At 34.6% G+C, this 23,286-nt stretch carries 21 protein-coding genes and 2 pseudogenes; 1 reads left to right on the forward strand and 22 read right to left on the reverse strand.

What is annotated here, in order from left to right:
- From A361_RS23090 to A361_RS23170, 19 genes and pseudogenes are all read right to left on the reverse strand, one after another.
- A complete protein-coding gene (locus A361_RS23090; RefSeq protein ID WP_019383235.1) occupies positions 1-1,245 on the reverse strand; it encodes a glutathionylspermidine synthase family protein in 1,245 nt (414 codons plus the stop codon).
- Entirely contained in the window at positions 1,245-1,703 is a 459-nt protein-coding gene (locus tag A361_RS23095; RefSeq protein WP_019383234.1) for a hypothetical protein, read from the reverse strand. The genes A361_RS23090 and A361_RS23095 overlap by 1 nt, the downstream gene beginning before the upstream one ends.
- Before the next feature lie 16 nt (positions 1,704-1,719).
- Positions 1,720-2,118, reverse strand: a complete 399-nt coding sequence (locus A361_RS23100) for a DUF350 domain-containing protein (RefSeq protein WP_019383233.1) — start codon at positions 2,116-2,118, stop codon at positions 1,720-1,722.
- 30 nt (positions 2,119-2,148) lie between these two features.
- The gene (locus A361_RS23105; protein WP_019383232.1) at positions 2,149-2,505 is read right to left on the reverse strand and encodes a hypothetical protein; all 357 of its coding nucleotides are present in this window, start codon (positions 2,503-2,505) and stop codon (positions 2,149-2,151) included.
- Between the two features lie 218 nt (positions 2,506-2,723).
- A pseudogene (locus A361_RS31010) lies at positions 2,724-3,112 on the reverse strand (S8 family serine peptidase); the annotation flags it as partial.
- 444 nt (positions 3,113-3,556) lie between these two features.
- On the reverse strand, positions 3,557-4,054 hold the full coding sequence (locus tag A361_RS23110) for a protease inhibitor I9 family protein (RefSeq protein WP_019383231.1): 498 nt from the start codon (positions 4,052-4,054) through the stop codon (positions 3,557-3,559).
- Positions 4,055-4,580: 526 nt separating this feature from the next.
- Complete coding sequence (locus A361_RS31305; protein ID WP_019383230.1) at positions 4,581-4,709, reverse strand: hypothetical protein; 129 nt, start codon at positions 4,707-4,709, stop codon at positions 4,581-4,583.
- 24 nt (positions 4,710-4,733) lie between these two features.
- Positions 4,734-4,796, reverse strand: a pseudogene (locus A361_RS31550) (hypothetical protein); the annotation flags it as partial.
- 1 nt (position 4,797) lies between these two features.
- A complete protein-coding gene (locus A361_RS23115) occupies positions 4,798-5,211 on the reverse strand; it encodes a hypothetical protein (RefSeq protein ID WP_019383229.1) in 414 nt (137 codons plus the stop codon).
- A gap of 224 nt (positions 5,212-5,435) precedes the next feature.
- Entirely contained in the window at positions 5,436-5,696 is a 261-nt protein-coding gene (locus A361_RS23120; RefSeq protein ID WP_019383228.1) for a hypothetical protein, read from the reverse strand.
- 263 nt (positions 5,697-5,959) lie between these two features.
- Complete coding sequence (locus A361_RS23125; RefSeq protein ID WP_162272018.1) at positions 5,960-7,168, reverse strand: acyltransferase family protein; 1,209 nt, start codon at positions 7,166-7,168, stop codon at positions 5,960-5,962.
- Between the two features lie 449 nt (positions 7,169-7,617).
- On the reverse strand, positions 7,618-8,631 hold the full coding sequence (locus A361_RS23130; RefSeq protein WP_019383226.1) for a nucleotidyltransferase family protein: 1,014 nt from the start codon (positions 8,629-8,631) through the stop codon (positions 7,618-7,620).
- 24 nt (positions 8,632-8,655) lie between these two features.
- Positions 8,656-10,467 (reverse strand): ABC transporter ATP-binding protein, encoded by a 1,812-nt coding sequence (locus A361_RS23135; protein WP_019383225.1) that lies wholly within the window; start codon positions 10,465-10,467, stop codon positions 8,656-8,658.
- Between the two features lie 20 nt (positions 10,468-10,487).
- On the reverse strand, positions 10,488-10,943 hold the full coding sequence (locus tag A361_RS23140) for a S24/S26 family peptidase (protein WP_019383224.1): 456 nt from the start codon (positions 10,941-10,943) through the stop codon (positions 10,488-10,490).
- Positions 10,933-11,196, reverse strand: coding sequence for a PqqD family protein (locus A361_RS23145; protein ID WP_019383223.1), 264 nt, complete (start codon positions 11,194-11,196; stop codon positions 10,933-10,935). The genes A361_RS23140 and A361_RS23145 overlap by 11 nt, the downstream gene beginning before the upstream one ends.
- On the reverse strand, positions 11,196-11,981 hold the full coding sequence (locus A361_RS23150; RefSeq protein WP_019383222.1) for a hypothetical protein: 786 nt from the start codon (positions 11,979-11,981) through the stop codon (positions 11,196-11,198). Before A361_RS23150 ends, A361_RS23145 begins: the two co-directional genes overlap by 1 nt.
- 64 nt (positions 11,982-12,045) lie before the next feature.
- Positions 12,046-12,288 (reverse strand): hypothetical protein, encoded by a 243-nt coding sequence (locus A361_RS23155; RefSeq protein ID WP_019383221.1) that lies wholly within the window; start codon positions 12,286-12,288, stop codon positions 12,046-12,048.
- A gap of 211 nt (positions 12,289-12,499) precedes the next feature.
- Positions 12,500-12,919, reverse strand: coding sequence for a VanZ family protein (locus A361_RS23160; protein ID WP_236887927.1), 420 nt, complete (start codon positions 12,917-12,919; stop codon positions 12,500-12,502).
- Between the two features lie 753 nt (positions 12,920-13,672).
- On the reverse strand, positions 13,673-15,835 hold the full coding sequence (locus A361_RS23170; RefSeq protein WP_236887929.1) for a right-handed parallel beta-helix repeat-containing protein: 2,163 nt from the start codon (positions 15,833-15,835) through the stop codon (positions 13,673-13,675).
- A 666-nt stretch (positions 15,836-16,501) separates the two neighbouring features.
- Here A361_RS23170 and A361_RS23175 point away from each other — a divergent pair.
- Entirely contained in the window at positions 16,502-18,559 is a 2,058-nt protein-coding gene (locus A361_RS23175) for a right-handed parallel beta-helix repeat-containing protein (RefSeq protein ID WP_019383218.1), read from the forward strand.
- A gap of 107 nt (positions 18,560-18,666) precedes the next feature.
- Here A361_RS23175 and A361_RS23180 read toward each other — a convergent pair whose 3' ends face one another.
- From A361_RS23180 to A361_RS23190, 3 genes are all read right to left on the reverse strand, one after another.
- On the reverse strand, positions 18,667-20,202 hold the full coding sequence (locus A361_RS23180; protein WP_019383217.1) for an oligosaccharide flippase family protein: 1,536 nt from the start codon (positions 20,200-20,202) through the stop codon (positions 18,667-18,669).
- A 694-nt stretch (positions 20,203-20,896) separates the two neighbouring features.
- A complete protein-coding gene (locus tag A361_RS23185) occupies positions 20,897-22,075 on the reverse strand; it encodes a glycosyltransferase (RefSeq protein ID WP_019383216.1) in 1,179 nt (392 codons plus the stop codon).
- A 17-nt stretch (positions 22,076-22,092) separates the two neighbouring features.
- The gene (locus A361_RS23190) at positions 22,093-23,286 is read right to left on the reverse strand and encodes a glycosyltransferase (RefSeq protein ID WP_019383215.1); all 1,194 of its coding nucleotides are present in this window, start codon (positions 23,284-23,286) and stop codon (positions 22,093-22,095) included.

The following is a 23,286-nucleotide window of genomic DNA, read 5'->3' on the forward strand; positions in this document are numbered from 1 at the left end:
TCACCCCCCTTTTTTAATCCCGAACGGCAAATAATAGGAGAGATTATTTGTAATCGCTCCTCCTATTCTATATCCTGCAGCCGACGGTTTGCCGTTAAGAAGGAAGCTTCCCAATAAAAGTCTGCCCTTCTGTTTTCCCTTTTCACTATTGAAATCAACAGCAGGGTGCTCTACATATTGCTGATAAACTGGCAGATATTCAGTATATGATTGCTGGGCGTCAGCATGGGTGAGGAAGCCTTCATGATTATATATTTCGACCGTATCTCCTTCTCTTCCAAAAACAGGCTTTTTAACAAATGGCAGCCCCGACATAATAAAAATATCAGGCTCAAGATAGGTTGGAAGGAAGGATTCTTCAATCCATACATGCTCTTCCTTTGTAAAAAATGGATGTTCCTCCATGTGCAATCCCCAAATAACCGCCTGTACCGCTTTGTTTTGCAGCATAAATGCGGATGGGGGATTAATAATCGCAAGCTTTTCTGCCTCGACCAGTTCCAGGAGCCATAAACCAATCCTGTTTCCATCTGCATCCTCATCGGAAATTAAGTTCTCAATCGGGAAAGTTTGACGGTACAATATATCAATTCTGGATCCCTTTTCATCAAAAAGCCCAATTCCTCTTTGAATCTCCAGTTTATGAAGAGGGATAAAATTAGAAGCCACACCGGAAAGCTTTTGAATATATCGGACTGTTTCCCGGTCTTCGAGGTTGTCTTCATGGGCAGTAAAGACAACATTAGGTGTTTTCAATTTCAATTTCCGTGCATATTGTTCAATGCTTCCACAAACTTCTTTACTCAGTAGACGTTCCATTCCTTCATTTGGGTCTTCTGCTGCAAATTCTTTGCACACCTCACTATTGACATGGAAAAGCTCTTTAATAAATGTTGGGGTATCAGCATTGATTTCAATGCATTTATAGCCAGCTCCGTATGGGATTAGATCAAGCCGGGCAATAACGCTTTCTGAGGCAATGCTTTTCAGTCTGATGAACGAAAGCGTTTCTTTCGGAAATCCCATTTCAATAAGTGTCCGATCTGGCACTTCTCGAAGCAGGCTGCACACCTTAAAAAATATTTTGCCAATTCTTTCACTGACAGTTCGGATACGTTCACGTTCAGTTCTATCGATATAGGCAATATCATATAGTGCATATTCTTCCCCATATAGATCGGCCCAGAAATGATTTATTTTGCGGTAAAACCTTTTTCTTTTATCATGGTAGGCTTTTTTATCCACTATTCCTTCTCTCCTATGTCCTTGATATATAGAACATATACGCCCCTGTCCTCGTCGATTTCAGTAGAAGTCACTTGCTTTTGCCCAATTCCGGGGATATCAACAATATCTTTTAAAAGATAGCGAATGATATCAAAATGCGTTTGACAAGGGATAATGGAAAGCAGTTTATAATTCTCCATTTCACGGTACCTGCGAACCTCGATATTCAGCCCTTTTCCGCGGAAAACTTTTTCGTCCAGCACGTGTGGATTTCTTCCTATGTCTTTAATGACGAGAATCTCCTCTTCTCCATCCATCTCGTTGCAAATAAGCTCGTACTGCTGGCCTCTCATGATAAAATAAGTGCATAGCTGCCTGGCATATAATTCATCAATTCCCACAGATTGAGCAGAATACTCATAAAAAGGTTCGTATTCGCCTTTCCCTTTGTCGATATAATACGTCAGCTTTTTCATCTATTAACCAGCTTTCTTAGTAAGATAGGCACTTTGCCACGATCCAGCCGATTGCCAATGATAAGGAAAACAGCATGACACCTACAGCACGGTTATCATCTTCGATTGCCTTATGGATACTGAAACGAATGGTGATAACTTCTGCCAAAATAAATACAATCACCTGCGAAACGATGCCGATTATACCCCATGTGACCATGTCAAAAAGTGAGATGGAGTATTCAGCTGCAGCCCCCAAAACAATGGCAAGACCAATAATCTTTCCTCCAAGCACCAATGCTGCCGAAACATTCTTTTCGGCAATTAAGCTAATTTCCTTCAATTTTGGTGTACTAATCATAAACAGAACAATTCCGGCAGCCAAAAGAAGCAGCGCTACTCCTAAATACGAAGCAAAATTTACATATAAGTTCATAAACATACTCCCTTTCATCAATTCTTTACCTTATCCTCCGTAGCTCTTTTTGCCACTTCCAAATCCAGAGCTTTTCTGTCCCAATTCAGAATTACTTCCCCCTTTAAAAGACGTGCTATTTTTATAGTTTAGAAAATCCTTGCTTTTGTACAAAGCTGTTTTGTTTTTAAAATATTGGCCCCCATAATAATAATGTCTATAATAACTGGAACGGCTGTCATCACATTCCCATACCCCGTCATCTTCATCCCACTCCCAATCACTGCAGCTCGAATCCTCAGGCGGAGGAGGAATTTCCTGAGATTCTGAACCACAGCCGGAAAGACCAAGCATAAGTGCCGTTGATGTAATGCCCGTCATCATTTTTCTCGTTTTTGTCAATATCATCACCCCGCTTCCTCACACTTTTTAATTTACGAATATAAACCACAAAAGATTCGAAAACATTTATTTTTTGAAACAGCGGATTTCTCTTTTTCGAACATTATGTGAAGGACAAGGCGGAAGATTTATGACCCAAGAAAAGTGATCAATCGGGACAATACACATGTCCCCTCGGCCAGCAGCTTTAAATCTGAGGAAACACCTTCTAAGATACCTTTGGACGTTGCAATGGTTTCTGATGTATCGCTCGCCCCTACTGTAATCGCTAAGGCAGCTGTACCTGGAGACCCTAGTGTATACATCCTGTCACCGCAGTTTCCAGCAGCAACAACCGACGTTACACCCGCCAGCACCGCATTATTTTATGCCATACTTGTGATATAGAAAGGAATATTATAGGACATTCCCAGAGAAGGGTTGACGACATCCATTCCATCTGCTACAGCCCGATCGATTGCAGCTAAAATTCTTCTGTTGTACCGGAACCATATTGTCCTAATACACGATACGCAAAAATATCCACATCCGGCCCAACTCCTGTCATCGCATAATCGGTTATATTTTCACCTTGGCCCGCAATACTGGCGGAAACATGGGTTCCATGTTGAGTTTAATAAGTAGCGCCGGTCAATGGATTGAATTCCGCATATCCTGATTATCTTCTGGAATAAAATTGTATTCATTCTCTCACCTGCTATTTTTCTGTGTGTAATGGAGTACTATAGTATTTTTCTCACTAACCTTTATAGCGACCATTTGCTGAAGCCGGTATAAGTTCGTCCTCATAATGGTTAAGTTAGGATTTTATTATATTGATATTTGATATAATTTTATTTCCCGCAAATTTCATCAAGTTGATTTTTATGATAAAACACTGTCTGGCAACCCATGTCACTTTGACCGAACATTTTCTTATATATTAAGTGTTGTTTCACATATACAAACCCCAGCTGTCTTCATCTGAAGAGCTGGGGTTCTTAATTTTTTTGATCCAACTATTTATCTGACTGTCTAAAGGGAAAAATATTAAGTTAGACTAACTGACCGTTCTCTTTTACATCTGGTCTGAAGGATATATGGGCGGGTCAAGCTGAATTTGTTTATCTGGATAGATTTTAGAAATAACGGAAGAACCCAATAATCGATTTATTTCATTTGCTGGCATTTCCATTGAAACTCCGTTTAAAGCAGCCTTATAAGTGTGTTTAATCCGATACGGCACTTTATTATCATCTAATAATGAGAGAAGTTTCCGGAACGATTGATGACTTTGTTCAACTTGCCTTTTAGCTTCCTCTAATGTCAGGGTGAGTCCTTTCGCTTTCGCTTCTAAAACAGCTATTTTTGCAGGTTTCGTTTTGAATTCAATGATAATGGAAACGAGCTGATTGTTTGAAAGGTCAATGGATGGATCTACCTTGGCTGACGAATGCATCTTTTTTCCCACCACCTTGTCATCTTTTTGAGAATCATTCTTTCCTTTATTGGCCTGACATCCACCAATAAAAATGATTACTAAAGGAACTATAATGTAACACTTCTTTCTAAGCATGTTAACTCCTTCCTATTTGTTAGAATTCTTCATAAATATCATTCCATCAAATTTCATTATAATGAATCATAATTTGATATGAAGAATAAATAGAGAACTCAGCAAGTGTTGATGACCAAAATAGGATTTCTAGATATTAGGATTTATTTCTTTAAAAAATCTGCTTTCAGCTATGGGGGAATTTTGCATGTATGAGGGAAAAATTATTAAATTTTATCGTGAGAAGGCTAAATTAACAACAGCAGCTTGGTGACATGTCAGTAAAATTGAAAGGGGGATGACAGATTATTCTCCAGAAATCACCTTGCTGTTTTCTAAACTGCTCGGAATTAATATTGAAGAGGAGATAATGCGATATACAAAGATATCAAGATACTTTCTCCCCTGACCACTTGATTAATAAATTCAACTAACCAGCAACTTGATTAATTTAAAAACGGCTGGGTACCCTAGTTGAAATTTTATATAATGCTCATTAAAGCGGCAATGGGGGGAATTATTCCGCTGACATCAATGCTTTAACAGTCTAATCCAGTGCATCCATAGAAAAATAGATTAGAAAAGGAATACTGTCTACTTTTGTAGCTGAGCCCTCTTCCTCATTGGATTTAGGCGGGGCAAGCTTTACTTCTAACTCACTGTAAACTGCTTTCACGACTTCCGATTCCAGAAGATTCTGGATTTCGTTCGCCGGAAGTGTTACAGCGGCTCCATTTAAAGCATATTTATATGTATGTTTGATCTCATACTTTGCATTTCCCGTTAGCCTTTTTCCCTATTTTGTCCTGCAGGTCTTTCGCAAACTTTTTGTGTGACTCCTCTACCTTTTTCTTGGCCGCTTCAAGAGAAACCTCTTCCCCCTTCAACGATTTTTGAACTTTTTCTACCTTTGCTGGAAGCTGTTTAAATTCCACGATAACATTCACTTCTTCTGTGCTCTCCAAATCAATATCCCTAGATAATTGGAGTCCCTGCAAAGACCGGTTGGCTTCTAGCTTTTGCAAAGATTCGTGCTGCTCTTTCGTTAGACTGGCTAAGATGTTCATGGCATCTGATTGAGTTTCTGCATGTCCAATAGATTCATATCCTATTGGTCCGACACCACCTATAAGCAGTCCAAGGCTTAATGCCACTTTTGAATATTTACTTTTACTCATTGATTCAATCCCTCTACTTTACTGACTCTAATTATATTTTCTGACAGTTAGTTTGTCATTGGGGTTAATTCAATAAAGTAAACATGGATAATTGATGGTTAAATAGGACCATTTCAACGAACGAAAAGCAGAAAAACCACTAATTTAGGAACATTAAGATATATATATAGACAAAAGGATACACAACTATTTTCCTGTTGTATTTGGGCAAAAACCTTTCTCTATCAAATCCAGGTTTCTACTAACGCAGAATCATCATCAGCAGATTTAGGCATTAAAGTAAAACCATCCGGTATCTCCTTTCTTATTGCATCTAAACTGACTCTCATGATTATATATTCTGTCGGCTTATCCGTATCGAAAATTCGCGCAACAAACATTCCGCGATAGTCTTTTGGATTTGAGAATATGCAAATAATCGGCATTTGATATTGATTGAAATTGATCTCTTCAAAAGAATTTATTAATTGATCTGTGTCTGCCATTTATCTATCTCTCCTTGTATATTTTTAATTGAATACAACTCGCATAATGTCACTTTCACCATATGCAAGGCATTTTTGCTTTCTAATATTTTTTATTGATGATTGAGTCTGTCCACATTTATTGCCACATATTCTAAAATATCTATTAATTTAAAAACCTGCAAAAAATTTATGTGTTTTGCATCACCTAGTTACTCTTACATATATTAATATGTTTAAGATATTTCTTTCCCTCCGTGCAAAACTTATAAGGATACACCGTTTCATGCACTAATTTTATCTTTTACTTTGCTTTTCTGTTCTATATTTCTTTTTCCTGTAAATAAGAATGTACCGACCCTTGTATTTCTAATCAAAAAATAGTCAAGAGCATATATAACAATAGTAGAAAGCAAAAAGACTGTGAAAAATCCTAAGACTGGATTTGAATCATTAATATATTTTATATAATAATAGCTAACAACGACAATAACTGGTTGATGAATAAGATATACTGAATAAGATGATTCAGAAATATACTTTAAAAATCGATTTGACTTGTTCATATATTTATATAGCAATCCTAATACAAGAATTAATGAGAAATAACGTGGAAAAGTATTTAAAATTGTATTTGAATTTGGAATTATGTCACTTATTAATCCAGCAAGTATATAACTTATAATTAACAAAATGGAAATTATAACAACCCTTGTCCTGGAGAGATCAAAGAATTGTTTTTTAAAATATTCCCAATTTTGGCACGTAAGAACACCTATAAGAAAGTAAGGTAAATTAGCACCTATCGTGAGGAAGGAAAATAGTTCATGGAAAAACCCTGTGATAACAAATAGTACTCCAAATATCCCCAAAATCCCTATATTACAAGCTATTAGAATAACATCCGAATACTTCTTTAATATTCGTTTAATAAAGCTATTGATATGATAAATTTTCAAGAATGAGCTGAAATAAATTAAAAATGAGAAAATAATAACATAATATAAAAACCATAAGTGAGATATCTGAAAATTACTACCCCAAGGTACCAAGGTACCTAATATTTCATTTAAAGAGTAGTTCCCATGAATAAATTTAAAAGTGTATAGTTTCTCTAATATATTAAAGGTTAGAAGTGTTGAAATTAATGGTATACCTAATCGAGTCAATTTATTAAAGGTAAAATCCCTTAGATTATATTTCCTTACAGAATGAGCAGCAAAGTAACCAGCAATAAACAGAAATAGAGGCATTCTAAATAAGTTGATGTAGTCAGTATAGATCTGTAAAATGGGCAAAGTTTGTTGTCCATCTACATTTATTAACCATGCTGTACCAGTAAAAACTAATGCTGAATGATACACAATTCCCAAAAAACTAGCAATTGCTTTACCGTTATCAAAGTAATGTTTTCTCATAAATTTCTCCTTACTATTATATTTTATCCTCGCTTTTCCGGTTTCAACCCTGATACTCATTTCAACAAAATCCACACTTTTGTACGTTTTAATAAACGAAGGTTTTCAAATTTCCATAACTACCAAACAATCTTGAACTTAAATGTTCCATTCAACTAAAATAGCCGATATTTCACGAATAAAGTCTAGATAAATTGATGCCTTTCTTCTAATGCTATAGAAAAGTTTGCGTAGAGTTTTCCAATCTAATTCACCTTATTAGGGACTTTTTAGGGGATTTGATCTGACCAACTTTTTGTTCTTTATTTAATTTTATCATGTTCTTAATAAAGAAAATATTCATTTCTTTATTAAGCTTTAACTTTTATAAAAAAAGAACTCTAACTTATACAAAAAAATTGAAGCACTCAGTAGCATTAATACTATTAAGACGGGTTGCCCCCCTCTGCATACATTGGCTTGAGCATATACTTCCAAAAACAAAAAGCTGCAAAACCTAAATAGGATTTGCAGCTTTTTGTTATTTATTTTACCTTTTTTGAATGATAGATATTAATGAACTTTAACCAGCTTACAATTTCCCTTAGGTTATGTTTTACTGTATCATAGCTAAAAAACTGATAGTCGAAAAAGTCCAGGTAGTTTTTAAGAGACTTTTGACTGCTTTCTTTAAAAGCATTATATTCCCAAAGACTTAATCGCCTAACCGGAAGTTTCCTTACATCCTGCAAATATGGATTTTCTTCATAAACAATCGTTAATGTCCTAACCATTCTTTTTAAAGTTTTATGATTACGTGCATCACTCAATAAGATTTCATAATCCAATCGATCCTTTAATAAATAAATCATCTGAATAATATCCAAAAAGTATTTGAGCGAATCCATATTGTGCCGCCAACCATGAAGACAAATCATATAAAAAGTATGATCATCACTGAATTCCTTAATATATCTATAAGGCTGCATAGGAGTGGCTTTTTCCCAGAATTCATTAATATTAAGAGAAGAAGAATTCACCTTCAGCAGATCCCAATGCAATTCAACTGTTAAAGGTATTTGCGACCCTGGGAGTTTTTTGCTGAGGCTACAGTGGAAATGAGATGGAATCTGTTCTTCTTTAACAGTAAAGCCTAAAGAGATGATGCACTCAATTACTTTTTCAAGTTGATCAGGCCTAATTAATAAGTCGATATCAGACGTTCCCCTTGCTCCAATGTGGCCAAAATATTTCTCAGCAAAGATAACTCCTTTTAAAGGAATGGCCTCCACTTCCAACTTTTCAAACCTATTTAGAATTTTTCCTAATTCACTTTTAATAAAAAGATTTAGATACAAAGCCTCATCATACTTCTCCTTCAACCGCTCCTGAAAATATACTGGCGTTTGGTTTAACTTTCCCTGTTCTTTTAATAGATAATAAACTTGTGAGGAGACACCGAAATGACTAATATCTTTTAATGTCTTCTTAAAAAAGCTTGGATCTTCCGGCAGTGGAAAGCCTGGGTCGTATAATGCCTGAATCCATCTCATGCTCATAAATATACATCCTTTCAAAAACAGTTAAGCAAGCGATAAGGCAGAAGCCTGTTTACTTTGGAATTTTGTTTTATGAAGCTTCCGATAAAGCCCTGGCTGAGTAATTAATTCCTGATGTGATCCCATTTGGACAATTTTCCCCTGATTCATGACAATAATGATATCTGCATTTTCAACAGTTGATAACCGATGTGCAATTATAAGTGTCGTCCGGCCCTTCATTAAGTCACCCAATGCTTCTTTTACATGGAATTCCGTTTCACTATCCAGGGCAGATGTAGCTTCATCCAGTAATAAAATAGATGCATTTTTTAATATTGCCCTTGCAATTGCTAAACGCTGCTTTTGCCCTCCGGATAATTTAATGCCTCTTTCCCCAATTTCAGTATCATAACCTTCAGGGAGCGACATGATAAAATCATGTATATAGGCATCTTTCGCCGCTGAAATCATTTCCGTTTCACTGATTCCGGGCTTAGCAATCATTAAATTTTCACGAAAAGTCCCCCCAAATAGAAAGGTTTCCTGAGGAACATGTGAAATCATGCTCCTTAAGTTCGATAAAGTAATATCTTCCACGCTTACTTGATCAATGTATATTTCACCTGATTGCGGCTTATAAAAGCTCTGCAGAAGATTAAATAATGTACTTTTTCCAGCGCCGCTTGGTCCGACCATTGCAATTACCTTCCCGGCAGGAATGGTCAAATTTAAACCCTCAAACACTTTATGGCTTTCATCATAGCTAAAAGTGATGTCGTGAAATTCTATTAAACGCATCAATGGTTTTGTAACAGAATAAGATGGCAACTCCTCTGAATCTGCAGGTTCCTCCAGTACATCCAGGATTCTCTCTACTGCCGTAACCGAACGCTGAAACCCTGCCCACTGTCCAGCCAAACCAGTTAGCGGATAAACCAAATGGTTCACAAGATTTACAAAAGTTAATAGTGCTCCGACAGTCATTATGTTTTGGGAAACATAATAGGCACCAAGGAGAAGGCTAACATAAAAAGTGACAGAACTGATTAAACTCCCCCCTGAATAAAACCAGCCCTGTAGTATGGCGTTTTCTTTCTCAAGTTTGAATAACTCCTCATTTTTACTTTCAAACTTTTCAAAGGATGCTTTTTCTAAGGTAAAGGAGCGGATGACCCCTATGCCATTAAATGTCTCGTTTATATGAGTATTTATTTTTCCGAATAGACTGTGTATCAATCTGCTATTCCGGCGAAGCAGCAAGCCAAACACCAGCCCAGCCACAAGAGCAATAGGGGTGATTAACAAACTAAGAAGTGAAAGTGTAACGTTGATTTGGATAAGAAAAATAAATACCGCAATAAAAATAAGGGGCAGCCTTACCAAATTGATTAGACTATATCCAATCACTCCATCAAGACTATGTACATCATTCGTAAAATGAGAAATGACTTCTCCTGACCTCATATTTGATACTTTACTTGAAGGCAGACGTAAAATGTGGCTAAATAAATGGTTTTTAAGATCCTTTTTAACACCGTTGGTTGCCACAGTTTCAAAGTAAATATCCATAAAAGATGTAACAATGCTGGCCAGCACAAGGCAGATTCCGATTAGTACTAACTCTTTGATTTGGTTAAAGTCAGCTTGGACGGCTGCATCCGCAATTTTTCCGAAAAATGCAGCGAAGGCAATCGTCAAGAAAATATCCACAGCCAATAGTACAAATAAAACAAAGTAAGCAATCCTATGCTTTACAATAAAAGGCTTAAGTAATGCGAACGTCTTTAAAATATCCTTCATTGTAAAATATTCCTTCATAAGCCTGATCAGCCGCTGCCTTCTAGTAGTATTCATATGTACACTCCAAATTAAAGCTAAAATTGTGGTCTTTTTCTTTTATTTAAGTACTTCCTTAATAAGCCTGATAAAACAGGCATCGCCAAAATTAACTTTCCCCAGGCATAGGCATGCAGGTCCTCCACGTTTACTTTCCGGCTTGCTTTCTGAACATAAAGCAGCTTCCCGACAATCCTGTCCTTACTTACAGGCAGGTCAAATCCAAGATTGGTATCCCCTTTAAACACATAATGAGGGAAGCCTTGAATCATTTCTTCATGGTAAAATCGATGGACAACTATTTGACCAGATTCTGCCCAAAATAAAGTAATATCCCCCTTAGTTAATAAGAAAGGTTCACAAGGGATAAACCGGCAAATCTCCCCTTTTTGGATTAACGGGTACATACTATCTCCTTCAGAAGGAAGGTCAATACACCCTTCTTTTTGAATGGTCCTCTTTAATAAGTCAATCAATTCCTCGTCAAACAGCATACTTGACCAGCCCGCATTCCATTAACTGAGATAGGAACTCTTGAATTTCCCTTTCACTAACTTTTGTTTCAAGGTATTCCCGGCCAACTGCTTGTGTTAGTGACTCTAATGTTTGTTCCGCCTCAAGCAAAGACCAGCAAAATCCTCCTATATCATTTAACTTAGTAACCGTATAGTCATCCGTATTCAATATAATCCACTCATTATCCAGATGTGTTGACTCATAGCTGCTTTTTTGTACATGTCTAGCCATCAAGAAATCAACTCCCAAAAGCGATTGTTTTTTTGAAAATGAAGGTCATATACTGGAACAGTTTCTACTAATTTATTTAGCAGCTTGATCACTTGCTTAGTTTCTTCTGGGCTATGTGCCCAGTAGAATACTTTATCTAATAATTGAATTAGCGAATCAGACTTTTTAAGGTTCGTTCTATTATTATGTAAAGACTGGTGTAAAAGCTGTATGCTTGCTAGTGGAACTGTTTTATTGGTTCCGGTTGCCTGCAACTCACTTCTAAAGGGCGAGTCAAAGACAGTTACTTTTCCATCATCAACCTTTAAAATAGTTGCCTCATCAGAAAGCAGTTCTCTTGGCGCAGACAATTTTGCTGCCGTTGACTTTCCTGCGCCTGATTGGCCAGAAAAAATATGAGCTTTACCATTTTCAATGGCACAGGAAGAATGGATTAAGAGACCCCAGTTGTGGTAGACGATGAAGGAGCTGTATAAATTTGTTATCGCGTGCTTTAACGCAAATTCATTATGAGCATAAATAACAGAATATCTGTAGTCCGATACTGTCTCAATTAGATAGTCAGCACGCCGGAAAAGTATCTTTTCTTCATGCTTGGAAACTTCAACATGGTAGTTAACAAATGGTTTTCCAAACCCCTTCTTTATAGTTATTTTTATGTCTGGATCACTTGTTTTCCCCTTGAAAATACTGAAGTTCCTTTGAATGAAATTCTTAAAATCCTTTGATTCTGTTGATATCTCAACCTCATGGGCACCGACTTTCGTATAAAGTAAATCCATCATTTACGAAACTCCTTACATATAAATAAAGAGGCGATAAACTAGACTCACCTCTTATTTAAAATAATTAATTATTTCCTCTACCTTTTCCATTTCCGTTACCCCCACCATTACCTGAACCGGGTCCTGTTCCAGGTTTTTGAGGCCTAGGGTCATTAGGATAATTAATTCCTCCATTGCCATTTCCATTAGGATTCTTGTTCCCAACCCCTTTATTCCAGCTATGGGCTGTTTCAAAACGAATTGGTTGATGGCTTAAAACCATTGGGCGAGTATTTTCTTTTTTTTCATGGCAATCCAGTGTTTTCATTTAATCAACTCCAGTATTTTTTTTTCAGAAAATCGATTGCTTCTTAGCGTTCTTTAAACAAGAATTAAAAAATATTAATAATGGTTAATTATAAAGTACTATCCGTTCTTTTTAAAGAACATTTTTTCGACAAATTACTCATTAATACTCAGCATGCTACGATTAGAAGTTTTAAAAATAATTGATCCATTGTCTGACTACTACTGATAGTTTATACGGCCGTATTATTTTTATCTTGTTTTGTGATTTTCCTTAGGACAGCTCCAGATCGAGAGTTTTTTCTAATAAAATAACACCTATGAACAATATATGAAACCACCCATACGCCAATACAGTTTTTAATCAAATCAAAATAAGAAAAAGATCTAAATGGAACATACATCTGATGAATCTCATCTATTAACCCATAAGATAGGGCTAAACTGGCAGCCAGAATTTCCTTTGTACTGTTCAGTTTCCCAAAAGTTAGTAAAGACATTATGAGCAACAAATAAAGCAAACCGAATTCAAAAAAGTGGGCTAGCTCAAATAATATTCCTAATAACAAAATAACGTTCACATCCAAAAGGCTTGATAATGCAAAAACAGACTCAGGGTTAAAATGGCTCGACTGCAGCCAAATAATACCCATATACAAAAAGGGTAGAATTAAAAGAAAACACCTTATAATCACCATGCTTCACCTGCTATTATAATAGGTTAAGTCTTAAGGGAATTTAAAAAAATCCAATAAGTATTTTGTGAAAAAATATTATACTTTACTACTAAGAATAATACCTGACATCATTTCGGCATTTGGATAATTATTTTCTTTATACTGTTCAATAACTTTTATTTACATTAAAATCAACTCTTACAATTGAAGTCTGATACCTTCCATTATTTATTTCCCCAATACAATAAGATGCTTTACTAAGACCGTCGAAGGGTAATCCTACGCTTCCAATATCAATTATGCACTTGCCATTAATATATCTGATATAAGGCTTATTTGATATGAGGATAGATATCAGCTTCTTTAACCATCAACTATTCATTTATTGCTTCATCACTTGATGATTGAGGTATCATTTCGGGAGTAGCATGGAAAGCATGAATTCTTCCCATCAAATTCTAACTTTAATTCTGAGGGCAGATTTTTGAGATATTCGATATCAACACCACCTAATTTAGAACATGTCCAATCTCGTTCTTTGTTCATCATCCCCAAAACTTGACTAAGAACTTCTCCCTCCCTCACCCCGCGGCCACCAATTCGTCCGCATTTCCTTTAATTACGTCACATTCTAATGATCTTACTAAGCCCAATGCCTTTTTTGGCTCGGGTCCTCGAAAACATATTCCCCGAGAACAAGAACTTTGTGCTAAAACTGCCCTACGGATCTTACTTTGTGATTAATTTATTTTCCTCATTAATTTCCTTTGAAGTTAGTTCCAAAGTTGCATTAAATAATTTATTATCCGTCACTCCATATGCTGGGGCATCTGTCCCTGCATTTAATGTGTGTACACCTGAAATAGCGGTTTTCGTATGGATCTCATTGCCTTTTATCAACGCATTAAATATTTTAGTCGGCTTTGAAGATCCATATGGTCCTAACTTAATTAATGGTGTATTCTCTGTGTTATTTTTCGCCATGATCTCATTATTAAAGAGTTCAAACTTCCCTGCTCCTTGAACATAAATAGCAGCACCATATCCGATGTTTTCTGTAACTTCTAATAAGGAATCTTTAATAGTCACTTCTGGATTACCATATAAATTGTTCACATTAAAAAGGCTGCTTGGATTTTTAACTGTGCATTCATTCAAAACATATTTCCCTTCTCGATTAATTTCAAGCGTACCTGCTTCAAAGGTGCATCTGTTATACTCTCCAGCGGGAAGTATCGTATCATTATACTTCTCACCTTTCACAACTAAATCGTCATAGACACTTTTATTGTTTCCAGCCCCCTGAATAATGCCCTTATTCTTCGAATTTGCATGTATAGTTACATCTTTCATATTAACAGGAGCATCCCAGATAAATAGCGCTCCCAAATTGGCACCACTTTGCTTCATCTCAATATTTTCTATCTTTTGACCTTCTTTATAGCCAATATTCAGCATAGCATTAGCCATAGTCGCATTACTAAATGAAATATTTTTACCAAGCAGTTTAACTTCACTTTTTGTAAACTTATTTTGATCAACTATTGCATTCTCTGAATTTACTGTAAGCCCTGATCCATTAAAAGTATTTTCCTTTACAATCACATCTCCTCTAAATCCTTTATGTACATGAACACCTACTGCCCCTTCCAATGATTGTTCAAAGTGGTTACCTTCAATCACTGCATTTTCTCCATATGCAAGCACGATTTGAATTTTATTGTCTGTAAAGTGATTATCTTTAATAATGGTATCCCTGCCAGGAAAAAATCCAGGCTCTATATCAAGTCCGCTTTGAGGAGCTGTTCCGCCTGTATGGTGTATATGATTGTTATAAATCTTCACTCCGTCTGATCCAACCAGACTGATACCCTGCCTTCTGTTATAACCGATATCAGAATTTTTAATAGTAACGTTTTTAGAGATATCGACAGTCATCCTGCTTATTTTTACTTTCTTAATAGATGGTGCTTCAAAGACTGCACGAAAATAATCAGCATCTTTTGGAATAACCGACTCTCCTGAGTAAAATCGAATTTGTTTATCTGCCCTAATAAAGCTTCCGTCTTTCCTGTAATAATAGACGTCTGCTTTGCTACCTGAGTTAATTCCTTCCGGCAGCCAAAAATAAATATTTCGACATTTTTCATAAGAAGCGTTTTCAAAATGAGTAACCGCTCGATTATTGGTACGGATTTTCCCTTCGGCCTCTACAGGTGTACCCTCATCATTAATTCCACCTATTTCTAAAGATTCTTCAGAAATAGTCGACCCTGTCACAGTGGTAGCTGTTACAATAATGCCATCCCCTGTAAATTTCTCAAGCTTCACGTCATCTATCACAATATTTTCTGCGCCAGCTACCTGAATCCCATAACCCCATTCATGAGTTCCACCAGTATCCGGACCTTTTTTTGAAAAATCATGTGTATCCCTGTCACCACGGTATGTACCACCTTTGACAGTAACACTTTGAACATTTGGCCCAAGATACAGAACGGAATAGATCTCAAATTGGTTTGTTTCTTTTTGTAGTACCGTATTTTTACTTAATAAAAAATCCATATCACTAACCAAATTAATCCTTGCATCCGGGTCATCTTGTTTTGTTCCTTTTGCAATGAGGTAGGTTCCATCAGGAATTTTGAAGGTTTTATAATTATTTTTCTTTGCCCATTTTAGAGCTGCGTTGATTCCATTTGTAGTTTCTAGTGGATGAGTTCCATCGTTATAAACACCCCATCGACTAAGTTCTAATTCATAAACCGGTCTGTTCATTGAATAGTTATTTTGAGTTTTGATTATCTGCTTGTTACCTATATCTGCCGTCACAATAGATCCTGTCATTAAAATCAATGCTCCAACAGTTAAAATTATCCACTTGGTCATCATATCACTCCTTCGCTCCCATCATTTCTAATTGGAGTAATATTTAATCGACACTCATCACAAAATAGCCAAATTTTAAATTTTTTTAACGAGATTACCCTCTTTATTATAATTCTAGTCACACTTTTAATTGTTCTTAACAAAAGAGTATAAAAAGGTTATATATTTTCTATTTAGATTAAAGTCATTATTAAAAGGTTTGAAGGTTTTTGAATTGAAAACCGGCAATAAAGCAGGATGCCGGAAGAGGGAATTTCCTGGATTGCAGTGTAAATCCAATGACATTTGAAAAAAATAAATCTGTTCTTATATTATTCCCCTTCCTTGCAAGAATGGATTGGGAATAAATAAGATATCTAAGATTACAGGTGCTTCGGAGTATTCCTTGTGACATTTCTTATCATTAAGCGTTATTTTATTATCTTAAAGAAGAAAATGCTTATTGCACTTATTGAAGACCCTACAGAAAAATAATAAATTTAATGTACTCAATTAGCCCTTACTTTTTCTATTATTTTGAATAATATTTTATTAAGAAGTAATCTATATAAATCATCTACCTATTTTTAAAAATTTTAATGGGGTTAATATCATGAAGAAGAGGAAGTGTGTTATGTATATAATGAATAAGGCTAAAATTAAAGGTCAATTAACAATATGTGATCATTTATGTCTGTAGGCACTTATTTGGTTGAATTGGATCGTTGGAATGTAAAAAACGACGGAACTGATGCTGTTAATACTTCTAAAGGAATAAATGATGCTATTGTATGGGCATCCCAGCAAAATTATTCAGAAGTTGTTTTACCGAATGGTATCTATTTGATTGATGAGAATAATCCCATCAAACCTTTAAGCTTCATGACTATAAACTTAGGTGGCGCTACTTTAAGAATAAGAGACAATAGCTTGCCAAAATATGCAATAATCCTTTTTCATAATAAACAACAATACTCTAGAATAACTAACGGAAAAGTTGAAGGTGACCGTTATACCCATAATTATGCAGGTGGAGGTACTCATGAATTTGGTGTAGGTGTTGAACTAAGACACGGAGTTCAATATATTACTATTGATAACTTAGAAATCTTTAATACTACTGGAGATGCAATTTTGGGCATTACCTCGTTCGGAGCTATCGGCGGCAGCTTTCCTAAACTTGCCGGGAATATGGAATCTGGCGGAATTAATACGTCAAATGGCTCTTTGACAACCAATCCAAATCGAATCCGTTCAAAAGTAAATATACCAATGATACCTCAAATAAGAAATCTCGGTTACTTCGGGCTATACGGTGACAGCTTCGGAGGTATAGGGAGTGAAATTACAACTAACACTTATGATGTAGTCTTTTATAAGAGCGATGATAGCTTTTTATCCTCAACGACCGACCTTCATTTCTTTGATGAAATAGAGGTTCCAACAGCAGCAAGCTATGCCAAGGTCACATTACATCAATCCACCGTCCCTTCAGCTTCTGGAACTACAATACTAATTCGAACTCCAGAGTTCCCGAAACATATTTATATTGAAAAATGCAACCTTCATCATTGTCGCAGATTAGGAATAGCTATTACTGGAATGAAACATTGTTATATAAGCGGATGTGAAATACATCATATCAGCGGCACTGCACCTGCTGGAGCAATTGATATAGAAGATGGATATGATCTAAACCAATATATTTTTATTGATGGAAATAATATATACGACAACAACAGTTATAATATTATTGCTGTATCAGGAAAGCATATTAACATTACTAATAATAGGATTCAATCTGGAATATTCACAATTAATTCTGGAGTAAACAAAGCAATTGTTGAGAAAAATTATTTTCATAATTGTGGTCCTCGTCTTGAAGGAGATACACTGTTCTCAAATAACCATCTATACGGCTGCAGAACACTACTTCTTGGCCGCGCAGAAGCTGCCATTAATAATTGCCTCTTTCATAATAGTCCACTAAACTTCAGTAAACAAAAAGCCTATGTAGCCCAAGTAAACAATAGTAAATTTTTATACGATGATGATTTTTATGCTGCATCAACCAACCCTGGCGCACCGCTAATATTTAGTACAGAGCCCCAAAGCATCTCAGATTCAGTTTTTGAAGGCAGTGGGGTAGAAGCTTTTACAGTAGTACCTGTAGGGACTCATGATTGGATTTTAAATAATGTTTCTTTTATAAACATAAAGCATAGGGAAAATCGTATTACACGATTACCACCGGGTGTGTATTCAAACTGTAAGTTCATTAATAGCGGAAGGCTAGGAGAATTATCTAGTGAAGATCTTACAAATTATAAATTTAATAATTGCTATTTTGAGTGGAATTCATATCCCTTGTTTTATATGGGCCCAGCAGCAAAACTTGAATTCTTTATGATATGCAATTGTTTCTTTTTGAACCTTTCAAATTCTGATAATGTCTTCTTCTTAAATGGAAGTTGGGGAACTTTCCACCTTTCAGATAATACATTCTATTATCCAAATGGAAGCAGTAATTCTATGATAGACATTCGTAATACTACATCAGCAGATTCAATTGTTTTTACTGATAATACTTTTATCTCAAAAAACAACATGATAGCTGTTAAAGCTGATAGTTCCCCTACTATTCCTCTAGTTTTCAAGGACAATATCCTAAAAAAAGCAAAAATTCAATTGCATGACAATCATATCAAGCTCGATAATATTATTGATTCTGTTCATAATCTTAATTAAGAATTAATTAATTGACTATCTGCACAATGTCGATAGTCAATTTGTTTACATTTTACTTTATTAATTATGAATTGATTTTACAATTATTTCTTCATAATCTTAAGATTTCACAAAATACTGTCTTTGACCTTTAGCCTTTGTGTTACCCTTTTAACAGGAACAATTAATAAATCTTTTTCGTATTTGTTCAAGCTAGTAAACCACATTACAAAAATATACGTCATAGAAAAGATCAAAATTTTTATAAACAATACAATCCAATTGCTAGCAATAATTAGATTATTAAGTGTAATACAATACAAAATACTAATTGCAGCAGGTGTACTCATAGACAAAATATTGATCCAATATTTAAGAATATCTAATTGGATTTTTTTCCAATAATATACATTCATAATAATTATATTTCCTAAAGTAAAAGAAATCGCCGTTGCAATAGCGCAACCAATAGCCCCCCACTTTTGAACAAAAATGATACTTAAAATTACATTAACGATTGCTACAGAGAAATTAACTACTGATTTAAATCCCTGCATATTTTTTGCTTGGAGGATAATTCCGCCCATCCCTTGGATTAATGATACTAACATAGGAATAAGAATTATAATGGCTATTGTATATGATTGATTATAATCATTACCTACCCATAAGAGAATAAACTCCTGTCCAAATACAATAAAACCACTTAACGCAAACGAAATGATAATATACTGAACTCTTCCCACTCTAATAAATAAGTCTGATAATTCGTTATCTGTCGCATCTTTGGTTACCATTGTTGATACCTTGGTGAGAAATACATTAGAGATAGCTGAAGAAAAGCCCGAAAAATACCCAGTGAAAGATGCACCTATCGCATAAACTGAAACTGCAACCGTACCGCTGTAAATTCCAAGAATCACCTGATCAGTTGACCAATACAGTTGTCCAATAACTAGATTTAAAAAAATATAAGATGAAAATATTATAATATCTTTAAATAATCCCTTTTCGATTTTTTCAAAAACTATTCTGATTTTTATTTTTTTAAAGCAAAAGTACATATTTATCATAACCGTTAAACAATTTATTAATGTAGTTACCAAAGCCATTGTTATTGAGCCATATCCCATTAATAACAGTGGTAACACTATAATAGGATTTATTAGAGAACTAATTATTACAGTCATTTTTTGAAAAATAAACTTTTCATGTGCTAAGATAATAACACTAAACATCCCAAAACCAATACCTATAGATATGTTTGCAACCATTATTCCCAAAATTATTTTAAGTTTGTTAAGTTCCTTAATACTTAATGAGTTAGAAAATATTAAATCTGCATTTATTGTCAGCATAATCCCCACTACTAAGGCTAAAACACCTAAGATACCATACATGATAAAGAACAAACCATACAAAGTAGAGCACCCTTTTTCATCATTTAGGGCCTTATATTTTGCCGTATATCGGATTAATGCATTGCCTAATCCAAAATTCAGAACACCTACATATCCTGCAGCAGCGCTAGCCAAACTATATAATCCATACTCAGATTGACCAAGAAGACTTAACATAATAGGGGTATATAGAATTGAGATTACGCTATTAATAAACAATGCTAAATATGATAATATGGCACCCGCTTTAAGTTGGCTTTTCATTCTATAACCTTCTAACCATTTATTTATCCAATACAATCAAATTATTCTTTCATCTCTTCAACAGTGTTAATTTTCATTTTTTAAGTTATTAATAAACTTATTAAATATGGCTTTATCTTTTATCAATTTCCTTCATCATTATAGATTTCATAGTCATCAAATTTATGTTTTGTCATATTTTTTTGCATAGTACTCTTTATAACGGCACAATGCTGTTTCATAATGAGAAACGTCATTATGGATCCGTGTAACCTTTGATTTTGATTTTGCTTTTATTTTATTAATTACATACAATACTGGGAATGATGCTGGAACCTGGTAGACAATAAATACTAAGTGGTAATTTCTTGATTAAATAACCTTTTTAGATGGAAATGTATACCAACCTAGCTCCAACGCATCAATAACATTACGAACTTTCACCTTTTTCTGAATTTTTTATACAGTAGATTTTCCATCACCATTTAAACACTTTAACTTTACATGTAATGGAATCTCGTCTTCCAACTAACTCTCCACCAACGCCAATAACCAAAACAGTTCATCATTTATCTTTGGATATCTGTCCAAGCATGGAAATCAATGCCTTTTCTATACCATCCCCAATATCATTCTTCTAGTTACAATCATAACCTTCTTCATTCTTCCCTATCTCTACTGTAACCTTATGTTTCTTATAACGTTTTAAAAAAGACTATAATAACTTTTTTATTTCAGTTGCATGTACAAAGTCGTCCCTTGAAAGGTTATTGGAGAATTCTGTACATAAATCTTTATTATTAATTAAGTTGATAACCCCATTAAAGATTTCATTTTCATCAAATCTTACAATTAACCCAGTCTTTCCATCCCTAATTTGCTCTGTCGCTCCTACAAAATCAGTAGTGACTATAGGCTTTTTTAGAAACCTAGCTTCAGCAAGTGTTATACAATAACCTTCGTGTCGGGAGGGTTGAACATAAATATCACAATGTTTTATATAGGGATATGGATTGGGATCTGCACCTAATAAAATAAAATGATCTTTTAAGTTGTACTCTTCTATTAAATTCTCATATGCTTCCCGAGAACTCCCTTCCCCCAAGCAATACCATTTCACCTTAAATCCATGAGTTATTAACCTTGATAACACCTTTATCGCTACATCTTGACCTTTTTCAGTAGATAATCTTCCCACAGTTAATATTCGTAAACCATCAAAATGATCTGTAAATCCTTTACCTTTTTTAGCTTCATCAAAAATCATGCCAGGAGAGATTATATTGTTAAAGACTTCACTTTTGTCTTGAAGATCCGGAACTTTATTAATTAATTTTTTTCTTGCTTCTTTAGATACTACAAAGATTTTGTCGAATTTCACGTATATTTTAGAAGCAAACTTAGTATTAAAACCAATTTTATTAACATCAAAATGAATCCATTGTATCTTCCTCTTCGATCTAATTTTATAAGCAATGAAATAGCTTATGAGATCCATAGGGCCCGCATAAGCTACTGCAGTATCATATTGATTTTTTAATACTGGATAACCATGTAAAATATATCTATAATATAAACTTTTTTCTTTAGTTATCTTTGATATTATTAACAAAAAAATTATTATAAATCCTTTTAAGAACTTTCCTTTCTTTAAAAATTCAAGAGCGGTTATATGCATAGGTTGTTTAATATGTTGCTTTATTTTGTCATAACCCTTTAAATATTCAACCTTTACATAACTAGGAATAGAATCGAGAAAACCACCATACTTTTCTAGCATTAACAAAGTTATTTCAAATTTCTCCCTAGGCATTTCTGATATCATATTTAGTAACGCTTTTTCAGTTCCACCCACATTCATATTTATAAGCATAAACAGTACACTTTTCTTCATTACCTAACCTCTCTTGCTTATCCTATTAAACGATAAAACTTATTAATTTCCTCAATATTTCCCTTTTTCTCATTCCTTAGATAATTAGTAATTTCATTATTTAAGGCCCTATCATTTAATAATTTTAAGATCCCCTCACATACGGCGGCGGGTTCCATTTCAACAACTAAACCATTTTTACCATCCACCATTTGATTATATACAGCATCAAACCTTGTTGTTACCACTGGTACATTAAGGATTCGTGCTTCCGCAATTGCAAGACCAAATCCTTCAAACCTAGAAGTTTGTACATAAATATCGGAGGCTTTGATATAAGGATATGGATTAGCTTTAACTCCTAATAATAAAAAGGTGTCAGTTAGTTTGTACTCATTTATTTTAGCTGCAATTTCATTTTTTAAGGGACCTTTTCCTAAAGCATACCACTTGAATTTAATACCTTTTTCCTTTAATTTTTTACAAGCTTCAAGGGCAATATCATAACCTTTTTGCTTGTCAAATCTTCCAATTGTAAGAATTCTGATTCCATCATATTCATCCATAAAACCTGAATCCATTTCAGACATATCTAAAATTAAATCGGGGTTATTAATATCATAGACTACTTCAATTTTGCTATCATATTCTGGGAAAGTTTTAATAAATACTGCTTTTGTTGATTCAGAGACCGCAACTACCTTGTCATAATTATCATAATACTGTTTTTGAAACTTCCTCTCTTTTTCATCTAAATGATAGCTGACATTTACCCAGGCAAATTTTTTCTTAGCCTTCACTTTTTCAGCCACATAAAAAGTTGGAACCCCCTGTGCATAACTGATAGCAATGTCATATTCTATAGGGTTAGTCTCTATAACCCTCGATACACTCTCCCAAAAAATTCGTGCCTTTTGAGAATTTCTATATTGTCTTTTACGGATTCGCAGTGAGTATTTAAATCTTGCAGAAATCATTTTTGAGTCTAAGCTCTTGGCAGAATGTATTATTGCTTTCGGAAAACTAAGAGAGGTGAAGGTAGTGTATTTTAATGGATCTAATATGGTGACTTCTTTAGGAACTAGATTTTCGAGAATTCCGCCATGCCCAAAAAGCATTAGATCTACGGAATATTTGGAGTAATCTAGTAATGATAGTAATGTAACAAGGCTTTTTTCTGCACCTGCACAATCCAAAGAATCAATAACAAACAATAACTTTTTTTTCATCAT

Origin of the sequence: Cytobacillus oceanisediminis 2691 (genome assembly GCF_000294775.2) — a bacterium.
In the GTDB taxonomy this organism is placed as follows: Bacteria; Bacillota; Bacilli; order Bacillales; family Cytobacillaceae; genus Cytobacillus; species Cytobacillus pseudoceanisediminis.